The 23,555-nt window shown below is 65.8% G+C and carries 22 protein-coding genes; 5 read left to right on the top strand and 17 right to left on the bottom strand.

Going from position 1 to position 23,555, the window contains the following annotated elements; translation table 11 throughout:
• Positions 1 to 10 precede the first annotated feature (10 nt).
• Genes JQ635_RS17140 through JQ635_RS17125 form a run of 4 tightly spaced genes read left to right on the top strand, consistent with a single transcriptional unit; the run spans position 11 to position 3,599 of the window.
• The gene (locus JQ635_RS17140) at positions 11 to 859 is read left to right on the top strand and encodes a carbohydrate ABC transporter permease (protein WP_246583612.1); all 849 of its coding nucleotides are present in this window, start codon (positions 11 to 13) and stop codon (positions 857 to 859) included.
• A complete protein-coding gene (locus JQ635_RS17135) occupies positions 852 to 1,709 on the top strand; it encodes a carbohydrate ABC transporter permease (RefSeq protein WP_211411020.1) in 858 nt (285 codons plus the stop codon). The genes JQ635_RS17140 and JQ635_RS17135 overlap by 8 nt, the downstream gene beginning before the upstream one ends.
• A 10-nt stretch (positions 1,710 to 1,719) precedes the next feature.
• On the top strand, positions 1,720 to 2,835 hold the full coding sequence (locus tag JQ635_RS17130) for an ABC transporter ATP-binding protein (protein WP_211411019.1): 1,116 nt from the start codon (positions 1,720 to 1,722) through the stop codon (positions 2,833 to 2,835).
• The gene (locus tag JQ635_RS17125; protein WP_211411018.1) at positions 2,832 to 3,599 is read left to right on the top strand and encodes an SDR family NAD(P)-dependent oxidoreductase; all 768 of its coding nucleotides are present in this window, start codon (positions 2,832 to 2,834) and stop codon (positions 3,597 to 3,599) included. Before JQ635_RS17130 ends, JQ635_RS17125 begins: the two co-directional genes overlap by 4 nt.
• Positions 3,600 to 3,705: 106 nt before the next feature.
• On the opposite strand, the gene lpxB is transcribed toward JQ635_RS17125, so the two are convergent.
• From lpxB to lpxA, 3 genes are read right to left on the bottom strand one after another with little or no spacing between them, the layout of a single operon-like run.
• Complete coding sequence (gene lpxB, locus JQ635_RS17120; protein WP_211411017.1) at positions 3,706 to 4,884, bottom strand: lipid-A-disaccharide synthase; 1,179 nt, start codon at positions 4,882 to 4,884, stop codon at positions 3,706 to 3,708.
• A complete protein-coding gene (locus JQ635_RS17115; RefSeq protein ID WP_211411200.1) occupies positions 4,881 to 5,738 on the bottom strand; it encodes an LpxI family protein in 858 nt (285 codons plus the stop codon). The genes lpxB and JQ635_RS17115 overlap by 4 nt, the downstream gene beginning before the upstream one ends.
• Before the next feature lie 19 nt (positions 5,739 to 5,757).
• Complete coding sequence (lpxA, locus tag JQ635_RS17110; protein WP_211411016.1) at positions 5,758 to 6,549, bottom strand: acyl-ACP--UDP-N-acetylglucosamine O-acyltransferase; 792 nt, start codon at positions 6,547 to 6,549, stop codon at positions 5,758 to 5,760.
• A 176-nt stretch (positions 6,550 to 6,725) separates the two neighbouring features.
• On the opposite strand from lpxA, the gene JQ635_RS17105 reads away from it, so the two are divergent.
• On the top strand, positions 6,726 to 7,049 hold the full coding sequence (locus JQ635_RS17105; protein ID WP_211411015.1) for a KTSC domain-containing protein: 324 nt from the start codon (positions 6,726 to 6,728) through the stop codon (positions 7,047 to 7,049).
• 17 nt (positions 7,050 to 7,066) lie between these two features.
• On the opposite strand, the gene fabZ is transcribed toward JQ635_RS17105, so the two are convergent.
• The 14 genes from fabZ to JQ635_RS17035 all read right to left on the bottom strand — a co-directional run bounded on the left by fabZ (position 7,067) and on the right by JQ635_RS17035 (position 23,465).
• Positions 7,067 to 7,528: a 3-hydroxyacyl-ACP dehydratase FabZ gene (gene fabZ / locus JQ635_RS17100; protein WP_211411014.1), complete on the bottom strand. Its 462-nt coding sequence runs from the start codon at positions 7,526 to 7,528 to the stop codon at positions 7,067 to 7,069.
• A complete protein-coding gene (lpxD, locus tag JQ635_RS17095; RefSeq protein WP_211411013.1) occupies positions 7,525 to 8,592 on the bottom strand; it encodes a UDP-3-O-(3-hydroxymyristoyl)glucosamine N-acyltransferase in 1,068 nt (355 codons plus the stop codon). Before lpxD ends, fabZ begins: the two co-directional genes overlap by 4 nt.
• 136 nt (positions 8,593 to 8,728) lie before the next feature.
• Positions 8,729 to 11,284 carry an outer membrane protein assembly factor BamA gene (bamA, locus tag JQ635_RS17090; protein WP_211411012.1) on the bottom strand — a complete coding sequence of 852 codons (2,556 nt, stop codon included), beginning with the start codon at positions 11,282 to 11,284 and terminating at the stop codon, positions 8,729 to 8,731.
• Positions 11,285 to 11,458: 174 nt separating this feature from the next.
• Positions 11,459 to 12,610 (bottom strand): RIP metalloprotease RseP, encoded by a 1,152-nt coding sequence (gene rseP, locus JQ635_RS17085; protein ID WP_211411011.1) that lies wholly within the window; start codon positions 12,608 to 12,610, stop codon positions 11,459 to 11,461.
• 44 nt (positions 12,611 to 12,654) lie between these two features.
• Complete coding sequence (dxr, locus tag JQ635_RS17080) at positions 12,655 to 13,878, bottom strand: 1-deoxy-D-xylulose-5-phosphate reductoisomerase (protein WP_211411010.1); 1,224 nt, start codon at positions 13,876 to 13,878, stop codon at positions 12,655 to 12,657.
• 4 nt (positions 13,879 to 13,882) lie between these two features.
• A complete protein-coding gene (locus tag JQ635_RS17075; RefSeq protein WP_211411009.1) occupies positions 13,883 to 14,725 on the bottom strand; it encodes a phosphatidate cytidylyltransferase in 843 nt (280 codons plus the stop codon).
• Positions 14,722 to 15,480 carry an isoprenyl transferase gene (locus JQ635_RS17070; RefSeq protein WP_211411008.1) on the bottom strand — a complete coding sequence of 253 codons (759 nt, stop codon included), beginning with the start codon at positions 15,478 to 15,480 and terminating at the stop codon, positions 14,722 to 14,724. The genes JQ635_RS17075 and JQ635_RS17070 overlap by 4 nt, the downstream gene beginning before the upstream one ends.
• A 10-nt stretch (positions 15,481 to 15,490) precedes the next feature.
• The gene (gene frr / locus JQ635_RS17065; RefSeq protein ID WP_128951567.1) at positions 15,491 to 16,054 is read right to left on the bottom strand and encodes a ribosome recycling factor; all 564 of its coding nucleotides are present in this window, start codon (positions 16,052 to 16,054) and stop codon (positions 15,491 to 15,493) included.
• Positions 16,055 to 16,122: 68 nt separating this feature from the next.
• The gene (pyrH, locus tag JQ635_RS17060; RefSeq protein ID WP_211411007.1) at positions 16,123 to 16,839 is read right to left on the bottom strand and encodes a UMP kinase; all 717 of its coding nucleotides are present in this window, start codon (positions 16,837 to 16,839) and stop codon (positions 16,123 to 16,125) included.
• 61 nt (positions 16,840 to 16,900) lie between these two features.
• Positions 16,901 to 17,824 (bottom strand): translation elongation factor Ts, encoded by a 924-nt coding sequence (tsf, locus tag JQ635_RS17055; RefSeq protein WP_211411006.1) that lies wholly within the window; start codon positions 17,822 to 17,824, stop codon positions 16,901 to 16,903.
• 133 nt (positions 17,825 to 17,957) lie between these two features.
• Positions 17,958 to 18,953, bottom strand: coding sequence for a 30S ribosomal protein S2 (locus JQ635_RS17050; RefSeq protein ID WP_211411005.1), 996 nt, complete (start codon positions 18,951 to 18,953; stop codon positions 17,958 to 17,960).
• A 212-nt stretch (positions 18,954 to 19,165) separates the two neighbouring features.
• Complete coding sequence (locus JQ635_RS17045; RefSeq protein ID WP_211411004.1) at positions 19,166 to 21,856, bottom strand: caspase family protein; 2,691 nt, start codon at positions 21,854 to 21,856, stop codon at positions 19,166 to 19,168.
• A gap of 216 nt (positions 21,857 to 22,072) precedes the next feature.
• The gene (locus tag JQ635_RS17040; protein WP_349631867.1) at positions 22,073 to 22,546 is read right to left on the bottom strand and encodes a DUF2846 domain-containing protein; all 474 of its coding nucleotides are present in this window, start codon (positions 22,544 to 22,546) and stop codon (positions 22,073 to 22,075) included.
• A gap of 175 nt (positions 22,547 to 22,721) precedes the next feature.
• Positions 22,722 to 23,465 carry a carbonic anhydrase gene (locus JQ635_RS17035; RefSeq protein WP_211411002.1) on the bottom strand — a complete coding sequence of 248 codons (744 nt, stop codon included), beginning with the start codon at positions 23,463 to 23,465 and terminating at the stop codon, positions 22,722 to 22,724.
• Positions 23,466 to 23,555 lie beyond the last annotated feature (90 nt).

Here is a 23,555-nt window from a genome sequence, read left to right as displayed (position 1 = left end):
CGAATACCTGATGATCTGGGTGCCGCTGCTGTTGTCGGCGGCGCATCTCATCTCGTTTTCGCTCTGGACAATCTGGATTTCGTTCACGCCCTCCACGCTTGTCCCTGTTACGGGCTGGGTGGGGATGCGCAACTACAATGCGGTGCTGGCGTCGCGGAACTGGCAGATCGCCTTCGACAACCTGCTGCTGTTTGGCAGCGCCTTCGTGCTGCTGAGCCTGATCACCGGCCTCATGCTCGCGATCCTGCTCGATCAGCGCATTCGCGGCGAGAATGTGCTGCGATCCATCTTCCTCTACCCGCTGGCGGTGTCGTTCGTCGTCACCGGCACGGTCTGGAGCTGGCTGCTCAATCCCGGCATCGGGATCCAGAAGCTCGTCCACGATCTCGGCTGGACCTCCTTCCGGTTCGACTGGCTGGTCGACCGCGACATGGCCATCTGGACCATCGTCATCGCCGCGATCTGGCAGTCCTCAGGCTTCGCCATGGCGCTCTTCCTTGCCGGCCTTCGGTCGGTCGACGCCGACATCATCAAGGCCGCGCAGATCGACGGCGCCGGAGCTATCCGGACCTACTGGCGCGTCATCCTGCCGACGCTTTGGCCGATCACCATCACCGTCATCGTCGTCCAGCTGCAGTTCGCGATCTCGGCCTTCGACCTCGTCCGCGCCCTCACCAATGGCGGGCCCGGGATCGCCACCCAGCTGCCGGCCCTCGTCGTCTACGACCTCATGTTCCAGCGCAGCCAGCTTGGCCGGGGCGCTGCGGCAGCCGTGCTGATGCTGCTCATCCTTCTCGCGGTGCTGCTGCCCTATGCGGCGTGGCGCTATGTCCAGCGACGGCGGGCGACCCATGCGTGAGCGAACCTTCGCACCGAGCCGGTTTCTGATCTATCTCTGCGTCTTGCTGATCGCCGCAGCCTATCTCGCGCCGCTGGTTGTCGTCGTCCTGAACTCGCTCCGGACCAACGAGGAGATCGCGCAGGCCTCGATGATCGGCTGGCCGCAACAATGGGCCTGGAGCAATTATGCGAGGGCCTGGAGCGGCTTCTGCGTCGCCGAGACCTGCGCCGGCATCCGGCCCTACATGCTGAATTCCGCGCTCGTCACGATCCCGGCGACGATCATCTCGACCCTGCTCGGCGCGATTGCCGGATACGCCGTGTCGCTCTGGCGTTTTCGCGGCGACAACTGGATCTACGGCATCGTGACCCTCGGCCTCTTCCTGCCCCAGCAGATGCGCCTGCTTCCCTGGACCATCGTTCTGCGGGACATCGGCCTCATCAACACGCTGACAGGCCTCGTGCTGATTCACACCATCCAGGGGCTCTCCTTCACCACGCTGTTCTGCCGAAACTACTACATCGCCATTCCACATGAATTGATCAGGGCCGCGCGCATCGATGGCGCCGGGTTCTTTCGGATTTTCTGGCGGATCATCCTGCCGCTCTCGGCCCCCATCCTGATCGTCACCGTGATCTGGCAGTTCACGCACATCTGGAACGAGTTCCTCTACGGCGTGACATTCACGACCGGCCAGCAGCAACCGGTTACGGCCGCCCTCATCGCGCTGTCCGCCGCCATCGCGGATATCCCGCAGCATGGCGTGCAGAGCGCTGCGGTAATCATCGCGGCGCTACCCACCCTGTTGATCTATCTCCTCGGCGGCCGGTACTTCGTGCGAGGCCTCACCGCCGGGGCCGTGAAATGATGAGGCCATCATGGCAGCACTGAGCATTCGCGCGCTGTCGAAGCGCTACGCCAATCTGGAGGTGCTGAAGGGCATCGATCTCGACATCGAGAGCGGCGAGTTCACCGTGCTGGTCGGGCCGTCAGGCTGCGGCAAGTCCACGCTGCTCAACATCGTCGCCGGGCTCGACCATCCCAGCGCCGGCACGATCGAGATCGGTGGGCGCATCGTCAACGACGTACCCCCGAAGGACCGCGACATCGCCATGGTGTTCCAGTCCTATGCGCTCTATCCCTCGATGACCGTGCGCCAGAACATCACCTTCGGCATGGAGTGCCGCCGCGTTGCCAAGGCGGAGCAGGAGAAGGCGCTGGCGAACGTGGCCCGGCTGCTCCAGATCGAGCCGCTGCTCGGCCGCAAGCCGTCGCAACTGTCCGGCGGCCAGCGCCAGCGCGTGGCGATGGGCCGGGCGCTGGTGCGCAATCCCCTGCTCTTCCTGTTCGACGAGCCGCTCTCCAATCTCGATGCCAAGCTGCGCGTCGAGATGCGGATGGAGATCAAGCGCCTGCATCAGCGTATCGGCGCCACCATCGTCTACGTCACCCATGACCAAATCGAGGCCATGACGATGGCGACCCGCATCGCCGTGATGCATCGCGGCGTGGTGCAGCAGTTCGCCGACCCCGACACCGTGTACCGCTATCCCGCCAATCTGTTCGTCGCCCGCTTCATGGGCTCACCGCCGATGAACACGATGCCGGCACGGCTCGAGGCGGATGGCCGCGGGCCGGTGGTCGTGATCGGCGCCGGGCGACCGGACGAGGTGCGTCTGCATTTGCAGGGCTACGATGCCGCCGCATCCTATGTCGGCCGCGAGGTGGTGCTTGGAATCAGGCCGGAATGCATCGCCGAAGGCGACCGCGCGTTCTCCGGCGCGTCCTGCGCGCCGGTTGTCGTCACCGCGCCGGTCGAGATGATCGAACCCACGGGGGCCGAGACCATCGTCCTGCTGCGGCTTGGCGGCGAGCCCGCACAGGCGCGCATCTCACCGGACGTCCGCCCCGCACCGGGCACCTCCGCCCCCTTTGCGCTCGACACCCGCCGCCTTTGCCTGTTCGACCCCGAGACGGAGCGACTGATCGCATGACAAAGACGAGCTATGCCGGCCTCGCGGACCGCGCGGTGCTGATTACCGGTGGCGCCAGCGGCATCGGCGCCGCCTTCGTGCGCGCCTTCGCAGGCCAAGGCGCCCGCGTCGCGTTCCTCGACATCGATACGCAAGCAGGCGAAGCGCTGGCTCAGGAATTGTCGAAGATCTCCTCTGCCGCGCCGCTGTTCGTGCCCTGCGACCTCCTCGACATCGACACCTTGCGCGGCGCGATGGCTGAAGTGCATCGATCGCTCGGTGACGCCGCGGTGCTCGTCAACAACGCCGCCAATGACCAGCGCCAGGGGCTCGCGGAGGTGACGCCCGCCGAGTTCGACTGGATGATCGGCGTCAACCTGAAGCACGTCTTCTTTGCCGCACAATCCGTGGTGCCGCAGATGCGGGCGCGCGGCGGCGGCTCGATCATCAACATGTCGTCGATCGCCTGGATGCGCGGGGCGCCGGCGCTGCCGGTCTATGCCGCTGCGAAGGCGGCCATCGTCGGCTTCACCAACTCGCTGGCACGGTCCGTCGGCCCCGACCGCATCCGCGTCAATGCGATCGCGCCGGGCATGGTGATCACCGAGCGCCAGCGCCGGTTGTGGTATCCGGACGAACGGGTCATCGCCGAGTTTCGTACCCGCCAGGCCATTCCCGATGCGGTGACACCTGAGGACATCGCGCGGATGGCGCTGTTCCTGGCATCCGACGAGAGCCAGCGTATCACCAGCCAGTGTTTTCGCGTTGACGGCGGCTTGGCCTAGGGCAGTGCCGTAGGGTGGGCAAAGCGCAGCGTGCCCACCGTCTCTCTCTTCGACCAAAAACAAAATGGTGGGCACGCTTCGCTTTGCCCACCCTACCGGACCGTCTCTACCGCCGCGTCTTCCGCATCGTCGCCAGCACGACATCGGCGGCGAGCACGCTCGGCGACTTGTTGCCGGTCGACATGATCTGATCGAGCCGGGCGAAGGCCTCGACCTGCCGCTGGCGCAGCGGCGTATCGGTCAGCACCTCCGACAGCGCCAGCGCGAGCTTTTCCGGCGTGCAGTCCTCCTGCAGATACTCCGGAATGACATCCTCGCCGATCACGAGATTGGCGAGGATCACCGAGGAGACGCGGATCGCGCGGCGGAGGATGAAGGCCTCGATCGCGCCGACACGATAGGCCGTCACCATCGGAATACCTGACAGCGCGAGCTCGAGCGTCACCGTGCCTGATTTCGCCAGCGCGGCGTGCGCGATGCGGAACGCGGCGCGCTTCTCGGCCTCGCCGATCACGATTTGCGGCTTGACCGGCCAGCTCGTAATGCCTTCGCGCACGGTGACTTCGAGATGCGGCATGGTCGGCAGCATCAGCTCGAAGGCGTGTCCCGCCGCCTGCAGCCGGCCGAGCGCTGCGCCAAACACGTCGAGATGATGCCGGATCTCGCTGCGGCGGCTGCCGGGCAGCGCCAACAGCACCGGCGGATCACTGTTGCGGCGCTTCTGCTCCTCCACATTCGGCCGCAACGAGGACAATTGCTCGATCAGGGGATGGCCGACATAGCTGCAGGGCGGACCGCCGAGCTTGCGGTATTCCTCCGGCTCGAACGGCAACAGGCCGAGCACATGATCGACATAGCCGAGCATGGTCCGTGCCCGTCCCGGCCGCCAGGCCCATAGCTGCGGCGACACGTAGTCGACGACCGGGATCGCAGGATTCTTGGTGCGCACGCGGCGGGCGACGCGATGGGTAAAGTCGGGACTGTCGATGATGACGAGCGCGTCCGGCGCGGCCTCGATCACGGCATCGACGGTCTGGCGGATCAGCCGCAGGATTTTTGGCAATTGCTGCACCACTGCGGCGAAACCGACGATCGACAGCTCCTCGATCGGAAACAGCGTCTCGAGCCCTTCGCGCGCCATGGTGCGGCCGCCGACGCCGACGAATTGCACGCCGTCGCCGAGACGCTGGCGCAGCACCTTCATCAGGGCCGAGCCGAGCCGATCGCCGGATTCCTCCGTCGCGATCAGAAAAATCTTTCGCTTGGGATCGCGGGTCTGCATCATTTGGGCAGGCCGATGACGAAGAGATATTTGGCGTCCGCAAGCGCGATCATCGCCTGCGGCTCGGCGGCAATCGTGTTGCCGGCGATGACGGCGATGCCGGCAAGGCCGGCCTTGGCGACACCTTCGATGGTGCGCGGGCCGATCGTCGGCAGGTCGAAGCGCAGATCCTGGCCGCTCTTCGGCGCCTTCACCAGCACCCCGCGGCCGGTGGCGGCGCGGATGCGGCCCTCCTCGCGCAGACGCGCGACGCGCGCGAGCAGCGCGTCGGTGCCCTCGATGTCCTCGACCGCCACCACATGGCCGTCGATCACGACCGCAGCCTGCCCGATGTCGAACGGGCCGAGCGCCGTCAGCACCGCGCGTCCACGCTCGATGTCGGTCTTGCTGTTGTCGTTCGGCCAGGCGCGACTGATGCAGCCCTCGGGCATCAAGAGATCGGGCGCGACGTCCTTGATCCCGACCATGCGAAAGCCGCCTTGCTCGAGAATGCGCCCGACGCCGGACAAGAGATGATCGTCGCCGCCGCGGAAGGCACGGATGACATTGCCGAGTAGCCGCAACGTCGTGAAATCGAACCGGATCTCGGAGAGCGAAGGCCGCACCAGGGTGCCGATGAAGATCAGGTCGCGGCAGCGCTCCTCGCGGAACAGCCGCATGGCGCGGCCGAGCTGGCCGACCGAGATCCAGCGGTGGCGGAATTTTTCCACCCGCGCCGGATCGCAGGCCCCCCGCAGGGGAAACAGCACCGGCGTGATGCCGCGCGCCGCGAGCGACTCCGCCACCGCGAACGGCATCGCACCGCCGCCGGCGACCACGCCGACCGGCGATGAAATCTCTGGAGCCGCCGATGTCATGTCCGCGGCCATCGCAGGTTCACTTTTCGATGGCGGGAAGACAGAGCGGGCGCTTGCCCTTGCCGATGAAGTCGAGGATTTCGGCGATGGCCGGGTCTTCCCCCGCGAGCGGCCGCGCCGCCTCGAGCCGCTCGGCGAACGTGCCGGGCCCGTGGAAAAGCTTCTGATAGAAGCCGCGCACGGTCGCGAGCCGTTGCTTGGTGAACTTGCGACGCTTCATGCCGATCAGGTTGAGGCTCTCCAGCACCGCATATTGGCCATTGACGAGCCCGTACGGGATGACGTCGTCGCGGACGCCGCAGACACCGCCGACCATGACATAGGGGCCGATACGGGTGAACTGATGCACGGCGGACAGGCCGCCGATATAGACGGCGTCGCCGATCTCGCAGTGGCCGCCGAGCGTTGCCGAGGTCGCGAAGATCACGTTGTTGCCGACCATGCAGTCATGGCCGACATGGCTGTTGTTCATGAAATAACCGTCGTTGCCGACGCGCGTCCGCCCGCCGCCCTTGATGGTGCCGACATTCATCGTCGCGCCTTCGCGGATGGTACAGCCGGAACCGATTTCGAGCGTGGTCGGCTCGCCCTTGTAGCTGAGATCCTGGGGCGCGCCGCCCAGCACCGCGAACGGCGAGATCACGCAACCATCGCCGACCGAGGTGTGGCCGATGACCGTGACCTGTCCGATCAGCTTGCAGTTTTTGCCGATCACAGCGTTCGGGCCGATGATGCAGAAGGGGCCGATCTCGGTGCCCTCGCCGATCACGGCGCCGTCCGCGACCCGTGCGGTGGGATCAATCTTACTCATCAAGCAATCTGACTCATCAAGAAGGTCTGGTTAGGTGTTGAAGTCGCTCAGTTTTCCGCTGGTTAGCGCGACTATGCCCGATCTGTCCAGTGACGTATCATATCGGCCTGTTTCAGGCGCTGGATGAGCCGGCCCTCCTAACTCGTCAACATGTTCAAGTGGAGCTTGAAGTCATCGTGGTCAGGGCTCTGGCACTTCTGCTCGCACAGCTCGCGGCCTCCCCGATCGTCTCGGAGACGGTCGAGACCGGCGGGCGTCGCTTTGTCGATCTCGGAACGTTCGAGTGCCGCGACATCACCCGCAGCACGGTCCTTCAGCGCGTCTGCTACGATCGCGCGCACCGGGACCTCGTCGTCGCAATCAACGGCGCCTATGACCGCTATTGCGGCGTAGCCGACGAGACGGTCGAACGCCTTCTGGGTGCACCGTCCATGGGCCAGTTCTTCAACCAGAATATCAGGCGCGAGACGGCCGGCAGTCGCTACGACTGCAGCGCATGAGCAGCCGTCGCAGCCCCTCAATCCGTCAGCATGGCGCCGACGTCGGCCTCCGCGACCACCTGGCCGTTAACCTTGGCGTCGCCGTGAAACCACCACATGGTCTTGCGGCGACCGAGCGAGCGCATGTGATACTCGATGGTATCGCCGGGCTGCACGGGCTTGCGGAACTTGCACTTGTCGATGGTGAGGAAATAGACCGCGCGCGGCTTCTCGGTGCCCTCGACCGACTTGATGCCGATCACGCCCGCCGTCTGCGCCATCGCCTCGATCATCATGACGCCGGGATAGACCGGACGCTCGGGGAAATGCCCCTGGAAAGCCGGCTCGTTGAAGGTGACGTTCTTGATGCCGATGCCACTGTAATCGGCGCGGATGTTGATCACGCGATCGATCAGCAGCATCGGAAAGCGGTGCGGCAGCGTCTGGAGGATCGCGTTGATATCCACCAGCTCGAACTTAACAGGTGATTCCGCCGTCATTCCCGTCCCTCGTTCTTCGGATCGGCCTTGCTGTCGCGTACCAGGCGCTCCACCGCGATGATCTCCTTGAACCATTGTTTGGTCGGCTTGGCGAAATGCCCGCCCCAGCGGCCGCCCGGCGGAATGTCATCCTTGACCGCGCTCATCGCGGTCACCTGGGCTCCATCGCCGATCTTGAGGTGATTGTTGATGCCCACCTTCGCTCCGAGCGCCACGTTGTCGCCAATGGTCAGGCTGCCCGCGAGGCCGATCTGGGCCGCCAGCAGGCAATGCCGACCGATCGTGACATTGTGGCCGATCTGGACCTGATTGTCGATTTTGGTCCCCTCGCCGATCACGGTGTCCCGCAAGGAGCCGCGGTCGATCGTGGTGTTGGCGCCAACCTCGACGTCGTTCTGGATCAGCACGCGCCCGGTCTGCGGCACCTTCAGATGCCCCTCGGGGCCGAAGAAGATGAAGCCATAGCCGTCCTGGCCGATCGAACAGCCCGGATGGATCAGGACGTTGTTGCCGATCAGCGCGCACTGGACCGCGGTGCGGGCACCGACATTGCAGTCCCGGCCGATCTTGACGCCGGGGCCGATCACCGCGCCGACGCCGACCACCGTGCCGCTGCCGATCTCGACATCCGCGCCGATCACCGCCAGCGGCTCGACGATCACGCCGTCCTCGAGCCGGGCCGTGGGATCGATGATGGCCGACGGGGCGATGCCGTCATTGCCGGTCCAGGATTGCGGCCTCAGCGCGTCCGCATGCCATTCCCGGGCGATCCCGACGAAGGCGCGGAACGGCTGCTTCGCCCGCAGCACGGCCACATGCGCGGGCACCTCGGCCTCGAAGCGCGGACTGACCAGGCAGGCCCCCGCTTTGGTTGCCCTGAGCTGATCGACATATTTGAGGTTGTCAAAGAATGCCAGATGCATCGGGCCGGCTTCGTCGAGCGAAGCCAGGCCCGTAATGACGTGGCCGCCCCTCTCAGGGTCGACCAGCTGCGCCTTGGTCAGCGTGGCAATGTCGGCCAGCGCTGTGGCAGGCGGCTTTGTGAAGAAGGTCGGCTGCGCCATTCCACCCCGTCGCGGTCCGGCTTCGGCATGAAGCGGTCGGGCCGCATCATGCCTTATCTCATGGATTGAGCACGATCTTTTTAGAGATCGGTCCCCCAGGAAAACTGAGGGACCAGATCATGATGTGCTGTTCGAATTAGAAGGTGGTGCCGCCGCCGAACCGGAACTCCTGCGTACGGTCGTACTTGCCCTTGCTGAGCGGCACGGCGTAGTCGAAGCGCAGCGGACCGAACGGCGACTGCCAGATCAGGCCGACACCGACCGACGAGCGGATCACCTTGCTGTCGTCATAGATCAGGCCGGTACAGGTTCCCGCGGTCACCGGATTGGTGGTCGAGGGGATGCAGTTCGAGTTGGCTGGCGTGGTCGTTTCGCCGGTCACGCTCCACGTCGTCGGGCCCTTGTAGTCATACAGACCGCCGGCGTCGGCATAGACCGCGCCCTTCAGACCCACTTCCTTCGGCAGGAACCAGAACGGCATCTGCAATTCGAGAGAAGCACCCCAGTACTTGGTGCCGCCGAGCGCGTCCTGCGTGTCGAACGGATTGATGTCGCGCGGACCGATGCCGTTCGGGGCGAAGCCGCGGACGAGGTTCGGGCCCATCTGGAAGTGATCGAGCATGCGCAGATCGTTGCTGCCGATCTTGTTCAGGATGCCGCTCTGCACGTGCACGAGGCCGACGATGTCGGACACCAGCGGCGTGTAGTACTTCGCATCGATCACCGACTTCAGGTAGGAGACGTCGCCGCCGACGCCGGCGAAGTCCTGGCGGAAGTCGACGAGCAGACCGTCGCTGGGGTTCTTGTTGTTGTCCAGCGTGTTGTAGGTCAGCGTGTAGCCGAGCGCCGAGGTCAGGGTCTTGCCGCTGGCAAGCTCCTTGCGCACCGGCAGCGAGGCTTCGCCGTCGCTGTAGCAGCCGAGGCCGTTGGTCGAAGCGGCAAGGGGGATACCAGTCGCGTTGGAGAAGGCCGGGCTCGGGTTGAAGGCCGGATTCGGCGTCCCATCCGGCAGGAACTGGATGTTATTACAGTTCGCAAGGTAGCCCGGCAGCGAGATTTCCTGCTGGTAGATCGAGTAGCGCAGCTGGAGCGCCAGATCTTCACGCAGGGAGAAGCCGAGACGCGGCGAGAAGCCGAGCGTCTTGGTGCCGTAGGAGATGTAGCTGTTGGACAGCTGCTGGCGCTGATAGAGGTCGAGGCCGAGCGCGACGCGATAGTCGAGCAGATACGGCTCGACGAACGACAGCGAATAGCCGCGCGCGTACTGGCCGTAGGTCACCGACGCCTTGGCGAACAGGCCGCGGCCGAGCAGGTTGCGCTCGGAGACCGAAACTTCGGCCAGCGCGCCGTCGGTCGTGGAGTAACCGCCCGAGATCGAGAAGTCGCCGGTCGATTTCTCTTCCATGTCGACGATCAGGATGACGCGGTCGCTCGACGAGCCGGGCTCCGTCGTGATCTTGACGCTCTTGAAGTAGTCGAGGTTCTTTAGGCGTCGCTCGGCACGGTCGACCAGCGCGCGGTTGTAGGCATCGCCCTCGGAGATATCGAACTCGCGGCGGATGACGTAGTCACGCGTGCGGGTGTTGCCGCGCAGGTTGATGCGCTCGATATAGGTGCGCGGGCCCTCGTCGATGTTGAACACGACGGACACCGTGTGCGCCTCGAAATTGCGGTCGCCGCCGGGACGGACCACGGCGAAGGCATAGCCGCGGCGCGAGGCTTCGATCTGCATCTCCTCGACCGACTTCTCGACCGATTCGACGTTGTAGAGCGAGCCGACACCGACGCGCGAATAGGCCCGCATCGAAGACGGATCGAAGTTCGGAATGCTGGAGCGGAAGTCGACCGCGCCGACGCGATACTGCGAGCCTTCCTCGATCTTGAAGGTGACGTTGAAGCCCTTCTTCTCCGGATCGTATTCGGTGAGCGCGGCCACGACCTGGACGTCGGCAAAACCGTTCTTGAGGTAGAAGCGGCGGAGCAGGTCGCGGTCGGCCTCGACACGATCAGGGTCGTAGATGTCGCCGCTGGCAAGGAAGCTGAGAAGGTTCGATTCGCGCGTCTTGATGACGTCCCGCAGGCGGTAGGACGAGAACGCGACGTTGCCGACGAACTCGATCGACTTCACGCCGGTCTTGGAGCCTTCCACGATCGTGAAGATCAGATCGACGCGGTTGTTCGGCTGCTCGATGACTTCGGGCGTGACGCGCACGTCGTAGCGGCCGGAGCGGCGATAGATTTCAGCGATTCGCAGCGTGTCGGACTGCACCATGGCGCGGGAGAAGGTTCCGCGCGCCTTGGATTGGACCTCGGCAGTGAGCTGCTCGTCCTTGATCTTCTTGTTACCCTCGAAGGCAATGCGCCCGATCACCGGGTTTTCCACCACGGAGACGACGATCTGGCCGCCGGGGCCGCGATTGATCCTGACGTCCTGGAACAGGCCGGTCTCGATCAGCGCCTTGAGGCCGTCATCGATGGCGCCCTGATCCAGGCGGCCGCCCGGACCCGGCTTGAAATAGGAGCGGATCGTCTCCACCTCGACGCGCCGATTTCCCTCGACGGAAATCGACTGGACGGTCTGAGCAAGCGCAGACGAAGACACAAAAACAGCCCCGACCGGGGCAACCACCGGCGCGCCGAACATGATCAGGGTTGCGAGCAAGCCCCCCCGGAGTCGCAGTCCAAACTTCATGCGCAACGCGCCCTTATCATTCCGTGCCAGACCCACCCCAACGCCGGTCTGGAGATTCCCCAAGTTCAGGCCGCTTGTAGCCAATTTCGCCGACGCCGCAAACGGCCGAAAGCGCCGTAATTTCAATTTCATTCCAGGACGTTGCTCAACAGCAACGCCACAAAAAAGCCCCTATCAGGAAGCTGCCATCCGCAGGATGTCGTTGTAGGTCGCAAACACCATCAACATCAGCACCAAGCCCAGCCCGATTCGGAACCCCATCTCCTGAGTCCGCTCGGACAGGGGCCGTCCGCGGACGACCTCCGCCGTGTAGAACAGAAGGTGACCGCCATCGAGCAGCGGAATCGGGAACAGGTTCAAAAGACCAATCGACACGGACAGCACCGCGCACAGATTGATCACGAACTGGAACCCGGCGCTGGCCGCCTGCCCCGACATCTTCGCGATTCCCAGGACCCCGCTGACCTCGTTCGGATTGCCGTGTCCGACAAACAGCGAGCCCAGGAACTTGAAGGTGCTGGTGATGATGAACCAGACCTGCTCCACCCCGATCTTGAGCGCTTCGCCAATACCGACGGGTGCGGTCGATGCCTCGCCGGCCTGCGACTTGTGCTCGACGCCGAGCACGCCGACACGGTGGCTGTTCCCGAACGGATCCTTGCGCTCGAGCAGCGCCGGGGTCGCCGAAAGCGACACGATGGCGCCGTCGCGTTTCACCTGGAACGCAAGCGTCGAACCAGCGTTCATCGCAACGATTCGCTGCATGTCGGCAAAGCTCTCGATCGGCTTGCCGTCGATCTGAACGACGACGTCCCCGATCTTGAAACCGGCCGCGGCCGCCGCGCCATCGGCGACGACGCCGTCGACGCGCGCGATCGTGCTTGGCTTGCCGTAGTACAGGGCCATGCCGGCGAAGATCAGCGCGCCCAGGATGAAATTGGCGATCGGACCGGCCGCGACGATGGCCGCGCGCGGGCCGACCTTCTTATGGTGGAAGCTGCCGGCGCGCTCCTCGGGCGTCATCGCCGCAAGTGTATCGGCCGACGGGGTCGAGGCCTCGCTCTCGTCGCCGAAGAACTTGACGTAGCCGCCAAGCGGGATCGCCGAGATCTTCCAGCGGGTGCCGTGGCGGTCGTTGAAACCGATCAGCTCGGGTCCGAAACCGAGCGAAAAGGTCAACACCCGAACGCCCGCCCAGCGCGCGACCAGGAAATGGCCGAGTTCGTGGAAGAACACGACGATGGTCAGGACAAACAGGAAGGGAACCGCGTAGCCGAGGAGCCCATGGCTCAACGTATTGAAACTATGGACAAAAAAGTCGATCATCGATTTCCCTCATCCAGCGCCGCAAGGCCCTGGCCCCGAACCAACTAGGATGCCTTTAAGGCAATTTGAGGCAATAGGGCGGCGGCTCTATTTCGAGCAACATGGTCAACAGATATTGCATCATCCGCCGATGTCATCGGGGCCTGATTCCCGCCGCGGATCCAGTCGTCGAGGGTCGCCTCGACCAGCCGCGCAATCGCGCCGAAGCGGATCTTGCCGGCGATGAAGGCGGCGACGGCGACCTCGTTGGCGGCATTATAGACCGTGGTGGCCCCCTTCCCGGTCCGGAGCGAATCGTAGGCCAGCCGCAGTCCGGGGAACCGCTCGAAGTCCGGCGCCTCGAAGGTGAGCTGGCCGATCTTGGCTAGGTCGAGCTTGGCCGCCGGGCCCTTGATGCGGTCGGGCCAGCCGAGGCAGTGGGCGATCGGCGTGCGCATGTCGGGAGCGCCGAGCTGGGCCATCACCGAGCGGTCGGAGAACTCGACCATGCCGTGGATGATCGACTGCGGATGCACGAGCACGTCGATCTCGTCTGGCGAGAGCGCGAACAGATAGGAGGCCTCGATCACCTCGAGGCCCTTGTTCATCATCGAGGCGGAGTCGATCGTGATCTTCTGGCCCATGCTCCAGTTCGGGTGTTTCAGCGCCTGCTCGAGCGTCGCCTGCTCGATGTCGGCCGGCTTCCAGGTCCGGAACGGGCCGCCCGAGGCGGTGATGATGACGCGAACGAGCTCGTCGCGATTGCCCGAGGCGAGCGCCTGGAACAGCGCATTGTGCTCGGAATCCGCAGGCAAAATGCAGGCGCCCGCTTTCGCCGCGCGCTGCATGAAGAAATCGCCGGCGCAGACAAGGCATTCCTTGTTGGCGAGCGCGACATGCGCGCCGCGATCGACCGCCGCGAGAGCCGGCTTCAGCCCGGCGGCGCCGCTGACGGCCGCCATCACCCAATCAGCTGGGCGCGCGCCCGCCTCGATCACCGCGCTTTCACCGGCGCCGCATTCGGTGCTCGTTCCCGCAAGGAGAGCCTTGAGCTCGCCGAGCTTTGAGCTGTCCGCGATCGCCACGAACCGCGCGTTGAATTCCTTCGCGAGCTTGGCCAGCGCTTCGACATTGCCGTTCGCCGTCAGCGCCTCGACGCGGTAGCGCTCGGGAGAGGCGCGCAGCAGATCCATCGTGCTGTCGCCGATCGAGCCGGTGGCACCGAGGACTGTGACGCTGCGAATGTCGGACGCAGCAAGCCTGTTATTACGCAAGGGAACGGCGCTCATATCCTCACCAAACCATAAGACCGCTTCCGGCGCTATGCACACCGTGACGGAGAAAGCCGATAAACCAGGCCGCCAGGATGGCGGCAACAAAACCGTCCAGGCGGTCCATAAGCCCGCCATGGCCGGGAATTAAGTGACTGGAATCCTTGACCCCGAACCGCCGCTTTACCGCGGATTCGAAGAGATCACCGGCTTGCGACACCACCGAGAGCACGGCGCTGACGAGCAGCAGCGGGACCGCCTTCCCGATCCCGCAAGCCGCAAAGCCGGCGGCGACCGCAAGGCTCGCGGCAAAGCCGCCGAGGGCTCCTGCCCAAGTCTTCTTCGGGCTCACCCGCGGCCACAGCTTCGGCCCGCCGATGCCGCGGCCGGCGAAATAGCCGCCGATATCGGTCGCCCACACCACCAGCAGCACGAACATCAGCGCGGAGAAACCGTTGACGAGATCCTTCCGCACCAGGATCGAGGCCAGCAGCGCCGCCGATGCATAGACGAATCCAGTGGCCGCCCACAAGAACTTGCCCCGCGCGATCAGCGTCACGATCGCACCGCCGATGAGGCCGGTGACAACGGCGGTCTTGAGAGCGCCAAAAGCGACGGCGGCTCCCATCATGGCGATGACGACCGTCCCTGCCCCGGTCAGCGCGGCCGATCCCGCGCCCACCACCATCAGCCATTCCGCGAACAGCCCGATCGAGACCAGGGTGACGAGAAGCGCCCACAGCCAGCCGCCGGCATAAGCGATGGCAATGGTCAGCGGCGCCAGCACCAGCGCTGCGAGGACCCGCAGCACCAGATTGCTCGGGGCAGGCTTTGCGCCTGCCGATGCGGCGTCGGGTTCGCTCACGAGGCGGTTTTCGCGACCAGGCCGCCGAAACGGCGCTCGCGCCTGGCAAATTCGGCGATCGCGCCCTCCAGCGCCGCCTTGTCGAAATCGGGCCAGTGGATCGGCACGAAGACGAGCTCGCTATAGGCGGCCTGCCACATCAGGAAATTCGAGAGGCGCTGCTCGCCGCTGGTGCGGATGATGAGATCGGGATCGGGAATGTCGGGCGCATCGAGATGCGCGCCGAGCGTCTCGGCGTCGATCGTGGCAGGATCTCGCTTGCCTTCGGCGACCTCGCGCGCCAGCTTCTGCGCCGCCTTCGCAATCTCCTGCCGCGAGCCGTAGTTGAAGGCGACGACGAGCGTGAGGCGCGTGTTGTCGCGCGTCAGCTCCTCGGCCTCGTTGAGCAGCGAACAGATATCGCTTTCGAGCCCGTCGCGCTCGCCGATGATGCGGACCTTGACGCCGTCGCGATGCAGGCTGGCCAGATCGTTGCGGATGAAGCGGCGGAGCAGACCGAAGAGATCGCCGATCTCGCTCGCCGGACGCGACCAGTTCTCCGATGAGAAGGAGAAGATGGTGAGATAGCGGATGCCGAGCTCGTGCGAGGCGCGCACCACGCGGCGCAGGGCCTCGACGCCGCGGCGATGCCCCTCCGCGCGCGGCAGGCCGCGCGCGGCCGCCCAACGCCCGTTGCCATCCATGATGATGGCGACATGCGCGGGCGCCTCGGACCGGTCGGGTCCTTCCGTTGCTGGCGCGGCGGCGTTGGACATGGAGGCAGCCTTAAACGGTCAGGATTTCTTTTTCCTTGGCGGCCAGCAGCTGGTCGATCTCGGTGATGGTGCCGTCGGTCGCCTTCTGCACCTCGTCGGCGTGACGCTTCTGATCGTCCTCCGACATCTCGTGATTCTTCTCGAGCTTCTTGAGAACGTCGAGACCGTCGCGGCGGACATGGCGCGCGGCGACCTTGGCGGCCTCCGCGTATTTGTGCGCGACCTTCACCAGCTCCTTGCGGCGCTCCTCGTTGAGCTCGGGGATGCGCAGGCGCAGCACCTGGCCTTCGGTCGCGGGCGACAGGCCGAGATTGGAGTCGACGATCGCCTTCTCCACCGCCTTGACCATAGACTTGTCCCAGACCTGCACCGAGATCAGGCGCGGCTCAGGCACGCTGACGGTGGCGAGCTGATTGAGCGGCATGTGGCTGCCATAAGCGTCGACCTGCACGGGATCGAGCATCGAGGCCGAGGCGCGGCCGGTGCGCAGACCGCCAAGCTCGTGCTTGAGCGAGGCAACGGCGCCTTGCATGCGGCGCTTCACTTCGTTGAGGTCGAAATTACCCGTGGCCATCACGTTTCTCCTTCAAAATCCCGGCGACCTCACCGCGCCCTTCCTTTGAGGGCGCGGCAGCTGAGCCGTCAGCCGGCGACGATGGTTCCGTGGCCGACGCCACGCAGAATCGCACCGATCGAGCCCGGCTCCGCGATCGAGAACACGATGATAGGCAGCGACGTCTCGCGGGCAAGCGCGAAGGCGGTCGCATCCATCACCTTGTAACCGCCCTCGATCGCCTGCGAATGCGTCAGCCGGTCGAACCGCGTGGCGCTCGGATCCTTCTTCGGGTCGGCCGAGTAGACGCCATCGACATTGGTCGCCTTCAGGACCGCCTCCGCGCCGATCTCGGCCGCACGCAGCACCGCGGTCGTATCGGTGGTGAAGAACGGATTGCCGGTTCCGCCGCCGAGCAGCACGATCCGGCCTTCGGCGAGGTATTTGTGCGCCGCAGTGCGGGTGAACAGCTCGGAAATCTCGGGCATGACGAAGGCCGACAGCGTGCGCGCCGGCGTGCCCTTGCGCTCGATCGCCGCTTCCAGCGCGAGGCAGTTCATCATAGTGGCGAGCATGCCCATGGTGTCGCCGGTGGTGCGCGACACCCCCCGGGAGGAGACCTCGACGCCGCGAACCATGTTGCCGCCGCCGATCACGACCGCAACCTCGGTGCCCAGCTTGCGGGCGGCGATCAGATCGTCAGCAACCCGGTCGACGGTCGGCTGATCGATGCCAAACCCCTGCTGTCCCGCGAGATATTCGCCGGACAGCTTGATCACGACGCGACGATAGACCGGATCAGTCATGAGCACTTTTCCTTGTCCGGGCGCCGCTTCCGGCGGCACGCCGGAAGGAACGTTCCGGCGCTTACTTCTTGCCGCTGGCCGCCGCGACCTCGGCCGCGAAGTCGCTTTCCTGCTTCTCGATTCCCTCACCGAGAGCATAGCGCACAAAGCCGGCGATCTTCACAGCGCCGCCGACCTTGCCCTCGGCTTCCTTCACCGCCTGCGCCACCGACTTGCCGGTGTCGTGGATGAAGGCCTGCTCGAGCAGGCAGACTTCCTTGTAGTAGGTCTTCAGGCCGGACTCGACGATCTTCTCGATCACGTTCTCTGGCTTGCCCTGCTGACGATACTTGTCGGCGAGCACGTCCTTCTCGCGCTTGACGACCGCCGGATCGAGGCCGGACGGATCGAGCGCCAGCGGGTTGGCGGCGGCGACATGCATCGCGATCTGGCGGCCGAGGGCGGCGAGCTCGTCGGCCTTGCCCGGCGATTCCAGCGCGACGATCACGCCCATCTTGCCGGCACCGTCGATGACGGCACCGTGGACGTAGTGCGACACCACGCCCTGCTTCACCTCGAGGGCGGCGGCGCGGCGCAGCGTCATGTTCTCGCCGATGGTGGCGATCGCATCATTGATGGCGGTCTCGATCGTGACGTCGCCGACCTTGGCGGCCTTGATCTTCTCCACGTCTGCGCCGGCGTCAAACGCGACCTGCGCGATCATCTTGACGAGGCCCTGGAACTGGCCGTTGCGCGCGACGAAGTCGGTCTCGGAGTTGACCTCGACCACGACGCCCTTGGTGCCCCTGGTGAGCGCGCCGATCAGACCCTCGGCCGCGACGCGACCCGACTTCTTGGCGGCCTTGGACAGGCCCTTCTTGCGCAGCCAGTCCTGCGCCGCTTCCATGTTGCCGTCGTTTTCGGTGAGCGCGGCCTTGCAGTCCATCATGCCCGCGCCGGTCGATTCGCGCAGGTCCTTGACCATCGCAGCTGTGATCGTTGCCATCGTTGAAAATCCTTTGTACCTGCCGGTTTGCCGCGGCGTGGCATCAAATCGCCCCGCCGCGGTCCATCTCAGGAATTCGCGTCAACTGAAATGGTGGCCGGATCCTATCCGGCCAACCCATCGCTCTTTTTGACTATTCCGCTTCCGCGGTCAGCGCCTTGGCCTTGGCCACCCAAGCATCCGCGCGGCTCGGCAGACCGACTTCTTCGCCGATCGTGTGCGCGGTGTCGTGGTCGAGCTCGGCGAGCTGCCAGTAGTGGAAGATGCCGAGGTCGTTGAACTTCTTCTCGATCGCACCCGACACGCCCGGGAGCTTCTTGAGATCGTCGGCGGTGCCGCGGGGACCAGCGAGGCCCTGGAAGCCGCTCGACGACGCTGCCGGCAGCTCTTCGGCCAGCGGACGGGCCGAGGCACCGATGTCGATGCCCGAATCGCCCTGGGCACGCGAGATGCCATCGATCGCCGCACGCGCGATCAGATCGCAGTACAGCGAAATGGCGCGGCCGGCGTCGTCATTGCCGGGGACCACATAGGTGATGCCCTTCGGGTCCGAATTGGTGTCGACGATCGCGGCGACCGGGATGTTGAGGCGCTGGGCCTCCTGGATCGCGATGTCTTCCTTGTTGGTGTCGATCACGAAGATCAGGTCGGGCAGACCGCCCATGTCCTTGATGCCGCCGAGCGAGCGGTCGAGCTTGTCGCGCTCGCGCTGAAGCGTCAGGCGCTCCTTCTTCGTATAGGAATTGGCTTCGCCGCCCGAGAGCACGTCATCGAGATGACGCAGGCGCTTGATCGAGGCCGAGATCGTCTTCCAGTTGGTCAGCGTGCCGCCGAGCCAGCGCGAATTGACGAAATACTGCGCGCAACGCTTGGCAGCATCGGCAACGCCGTCCTGCGCCTGGCGCTTGGTGCCGACGAACAGGATGCGGCCGCCCTTGGCCACCGTGTCGCTGACGGCCTGGAGAGCCTGGTGCAGCATCGGCACGGTCTGGGCGAGATCGACGATGTGGATGTTGTTGCGGGTGCCGAAAATGAACGGCGCCATTTTCGGATTCCAGCGGTGAGACTGGTGACCAAAGTGCACGCCAGCTTCGAGCAGCTGACGCATAGTGAAATCGGGCAGTGCCATCGTTCTAATTCTCCGGTTGGTTCCTCCGGAAACGTGTGAGCAAAACGGAGCGTTCTCGCCCCGGCTGCCACCGGACGGCCTTGTGAGCCATGTTTCCGTGTGAGATGGCGCGCTCTATAGCGCAATTTCGGCCAGAAGCAAGGAAATAAGGGCCCTATCCGGGCGGGTTTCGCCCGCCAAGGGCCCCTACTCCATCAATACCACCGTACCGTCTAGCACTTCGGCTGGTTGGGCGGGCACTTCTTGGCCGCGGGCGGCGGAGCCGCCGGGCGTGGCGGAGGTGCCGCCGGACGCGGTGGGGCTACGGCCACCCGTGGCGGCGGCGGTGGCGGAGCCGGCCGAGCAACAGGCGGTGGCGGCGCGGGACGGGCCGCAGCAACCGGTGGCGGAGCGGGACGCGGCGGCGGAGGTGCAGCCATCCTCGGCGGCGGAGGGGCAGCCACCCGTGGCGGCGGCGCGGATACGCGCGGCGGAGGCGGCGGCGTGGGCCGCGCCACGGCCTGGGGCCGCGGCGGCGGTGCGACAGGTCTTGCCGCCTGCGGCGGGGCGGCCGATGGCCGATTCTGCGGCCTGATCGGCTCATGCACAGCCGAGGGCGGCGGCGCAATCGGCCTTCCGGCCGCGGCCGGAGGCGTGCCGGGCGGCTCGCGGGTTGCGGACTTGGCGCGATCCGCTGGCCCCACCCCCGGCGGGGTCTGCGCCACCGGCGGCTTGGGCGGCTGGCCCGGCGCAGCAGTCGGGCTTGTTGTGGTCGGCGCAGCCGTAGCGGCCGCATTGGGTGCACCGGGATGGCCAGGCAGCGTTGTGCCGGGCGCTGTAGCCGTCGGCGCGGGCCTGCCGCCCGGGAGGGGCCCTGCCCCGGCCGGCGGCGCTGGCGGACCGCCATGGGCACCGGGAACCGGCAGTGTGTTGGCCTGGGGCAGCTTGGTCTGCGGCGCGACCAGCGGTGACGGCGCTGCGGTCGGGCTTGTCGTGGTGGGCGCAGTTGTAGCGGCCGTATTTGGCGCACCTGGATGGGCAGGCAGTGTTGTGCCAGGCGCCGCAGCCGTCGGCGCCCCTGGATGGGCTGGCGCCGGTCCACCGGGTGCAGTCGCCGTAGGTGCGGGCTTGGCTCCCAGCAAGGGCCCTGCCCCGGCCGGCGGCGCCGGCGGACCGCCATGAGCGCCGGGAACCGGCAGCGTGTTGGCCTGGGGCAGCCTGGTCTGCGGAGCGACCGACGGCGACGGCGCTGCGGTCGGCGCAACATTCGCCGGCGTCGCCGCTGGTGTCCCTGCCTTTGCCGTCGGCTGAATCGTCGCGCTCTGCGGCAACGGTGCCTTGCCCTGCTGGATCAGGGCGGCGCGCTGCATCACCGCCTGCGGCACCGCCGGCGCCACCGGGTTGGCGCGGCCGGCAACCGCCGGCGCCAGATTGGCCGGTCCTGCGCCGGCTCCCGCAGCAGGCGCCGGTGCCGGCGCCTGGTTGATCACGGTGTTGATGACCGTGGTGTTATGGATGTTGTTGAAGATGATGTTGTTCGGCGGCGGCGCGACATAGACCGGCGGCCTCACGAACACCGGAATCGGCACAAACACCGGCTGCGGCAGCACGAACAGGCCGACCACGGGCAGCGGCGGCGGCAGCACGACGAAATCCGGTGGCGGCGGCGGCAGGTAGTAGACCGGCGGCGGCGGTGGCGGCGCGAAGCCGAAATCGGGGTCGCTGAAATACAGCACCGGGCGATCGACATAGACCACCTCCTCCGGCGGCGGTGGCGGCACGTCGTAATCCAGCATGGCAAAGCTCGGCGGCGGCTCGAGCGGCGCGGTCAGGATCGCAAGCCTGCGCCGTGCATCGCCAGCATGAGGCCCGCGCGGATAGCGGCGCAGATAGGACCAGTAAGCGTCCGGCGTATCGGTCCGATACGTGCGCCGCCAGGTGATCGCCTCGCGGCGCGCCGCGACGATCGCCATCACGCGCCTGGACATCGGATCGTTCGGATAGGCCGCGAGAAATTCCTCATAGGCCGGCAGCGTGTCGCGCGAGAGCGCGGCGGCATAGGCATCCTGCGCACCGAGATCGCGGATCGGCTTGCTGCGGATCGCGGCGACCTGATCCGGTGCCGTCTCCGGCGGCGGCGCGTCGGGCCCGCGCTCGAAGAAGGAGAACGGCGCCGATATCTTCTGCTCGTTCCAGGGCACCTGCGCGCCCTTGCTGGCCTCGTTGACCCGCAGGCGGACGCGGTCGAACACGTCAGCCAACGGCAACCCGCCGGTGCGGATCATCTCGGCGAGCGATTGCGCGTAGATGCCATACGGTCCCGGCTCCTCCGGCGCCACCGTGCCGGGCGCGGCGTTGAACGCGATCAGCATGTTCGGATCGGGCTCGACCAGTGCAAGCCCGCTCGCGATCGGCTGCTCGCCCTCGATAAAAGGCTGCGCACGGGCTGCATCGAGCACGACGATGTTGGCCTTGAGCGGAATGGCCGCAAGCTGGCGCGCATAATCGCTGATCCGCAAGGCTTCAGTCGGAATGTCGGTGTCGCGGGTGACGTTGGAATCGACCGGGATGAAATAGTTCTCGCCGGCGAGCTGCACGCCGTAGCCGGCCAGGTAGACCATCGCGACGGTGCCGGGTCCGGACGCCTGCGCCTTCTGGACGAAATCGCGAAAGCTCTTGCGCAGCGTGTCGCCGTCGAGATCGCGGGCGCCGACGACGTCGAAACCCGCCGCCTGCAGCGTCTGCGCGATCAGGCCGGCGTCGTTCGCGGTCGTCGCCAGCGGCGACTTGGCATAGGCGCCGTTGCCGACCACGAGCGCGATGCGCTTTTCCTGCTGCTGCGCACGCGCCTGATGCGGCGCGCCCGCGGCGAGGACCACCATCGGCAGGAGAAGGCAGATGAAGACTTTGAGCGTCCCACGCATGGCTGTGCCCGCTTTTGTTGTTGAGGTGCCACCGCGCATCAGACGCGCGGCCAGCTGAATGGCGCTTGAACGAGATGCCCGGATTGAGGCGGCGGCATGGCCGCGCCGTTGCCGGCGTAAGCTCCGGGTCAGCAGCAACTCATCTGCAAGTCAGCCTCGCAACCGCGAAATGGCGTAAGGCTCTCGAGCCCCGCGCACGGAGCCGCGCGTCGCGTCCTACTCGACGGCCTGCAACTCTGCGAGCTTCGTTCGCGCGGTCGCCTCATCCAGCGCGACGAGATCGGCGGGCCCGGGATTCGCCTCGCCAGCCGTCGCGACGGAAACCACCGCAAGCCCGGCCAAACCGCCAAGCACCGCCCCGCCCGTGGCGGCATCATGCCTGGCACTGCTCTTGATGAGGTAGAAGTGCGTGCGGCCGGATTCCATCACGATCTCGCGCTTGGTGTCTCCGGGAAACATCAGCTCGGTCACCAGCACGTCGTGACGGCCGGCCGGACGATCGACATAGGCATATTTCCCGGCGAGCACCTTGCCCATCGGCGCGCCGTCGAGCTTCACCTCGCAGGCGCAGAACGCCATGCTGAGGCCGTTGCGCTTGTCCTGCAGGAACACCACGCGCGACTGACCCGCGCGCGGAGGTCCGATCTTCTTTGATATGGATGCGAAATCCGTTCCGACCTGATCGCTCACGCACCCCGCCAGCATGACGCCAGCGGTCACCACCAACGCGCCCCATCGCAGCATCGCACACCCCAGTCCATTCCCCGGGTGAATGCTAGCCAGAATCAGCGCAGGGTTGCAACAACATCCGACGACCACTGCGTGGATCGCGCGGACGAGCCGCCGGAAAGATGCGCGACCAACCTCAGCCCTGGGCCAGCAACTCGACAGTCCCTGTGCTCAGCCGATAGATGCCGCCGACCACCTTGAGCTTGCCCTGCTCGACCGCTGCATTGAGGATCGGCGCAGCCGATTTCAGCTTGGCCACGTTGTCGATGACATTCTGACGGATGGCGTTGTCGAGCGCATTCCCGCTCTGCTGGGCAGCCGTCTTTACCGCCGGTGCGATCGCGGAGACCAGCGAGGGGATATGTCCCGGCAGCGGCTTGTCGTCCTTGAGTGACTTGATCGTCGCGTCGACGGCGCCGCAATTATCATGGCCGAGCACCAGGATCAGGGGCGTGCCGAGCACGGCGACGGTGTACTCCATGCTCGCAACGGTCTCATCGCCGGCAAAATTTCCGGCGACGCGGCACACGAACAGGTCTCCGCGTCCGCTGTCGAAGGCATATTCAGGCGCGATCCGCGAATCAGCGCAGCTCAGAACGGCAGCGTAGGGGTTCTGACCGCCGACCAATGCCTCGCGCTCGTGCGCGAAGTCGTGACGGCGCGACACACCCGATACGTAGCGCGAATTGCCATCCATCAGCCGTTTGAGCGCCGCATCGGGCGACAGCACGTTCTGAGGTTTCGGCGGCGCTTTCGCCTCCTTGGCCAGCGCGGGCCCGCCAAACGCTGCCACCCCGAGCGCGGAGGCGGCGAACAGCATCATCGAGCGCCGGGAGGGAGCAACCGACTGATGCAGATTTTCGGAGCATTTGTCACACATGGTTCTTCTTCCTTGGTTTCGCGCCGGGAAACAACTGATAGCTGTGCGCGGCAGGCTTCGAAACCAAGTGTGAACTTGATAGTTAAGCTT

The sequence above is a fragment of the Bradyrhizobium iriomotense genome (assembly GCF_018130765.1).
Lineage (GTDB): Bacteria > Pseudomonadota > Alphaproteobacteria > Rhizobiales > Xanthobacteraceae > Bradyrhizobium > Bradyrhizobium iriomotense_A.
The sequence above is the reverse complement of the archived record's forward strand: the minus strand, read 5'-3'. Positions and strand labels throughout refer to the sequence as shown.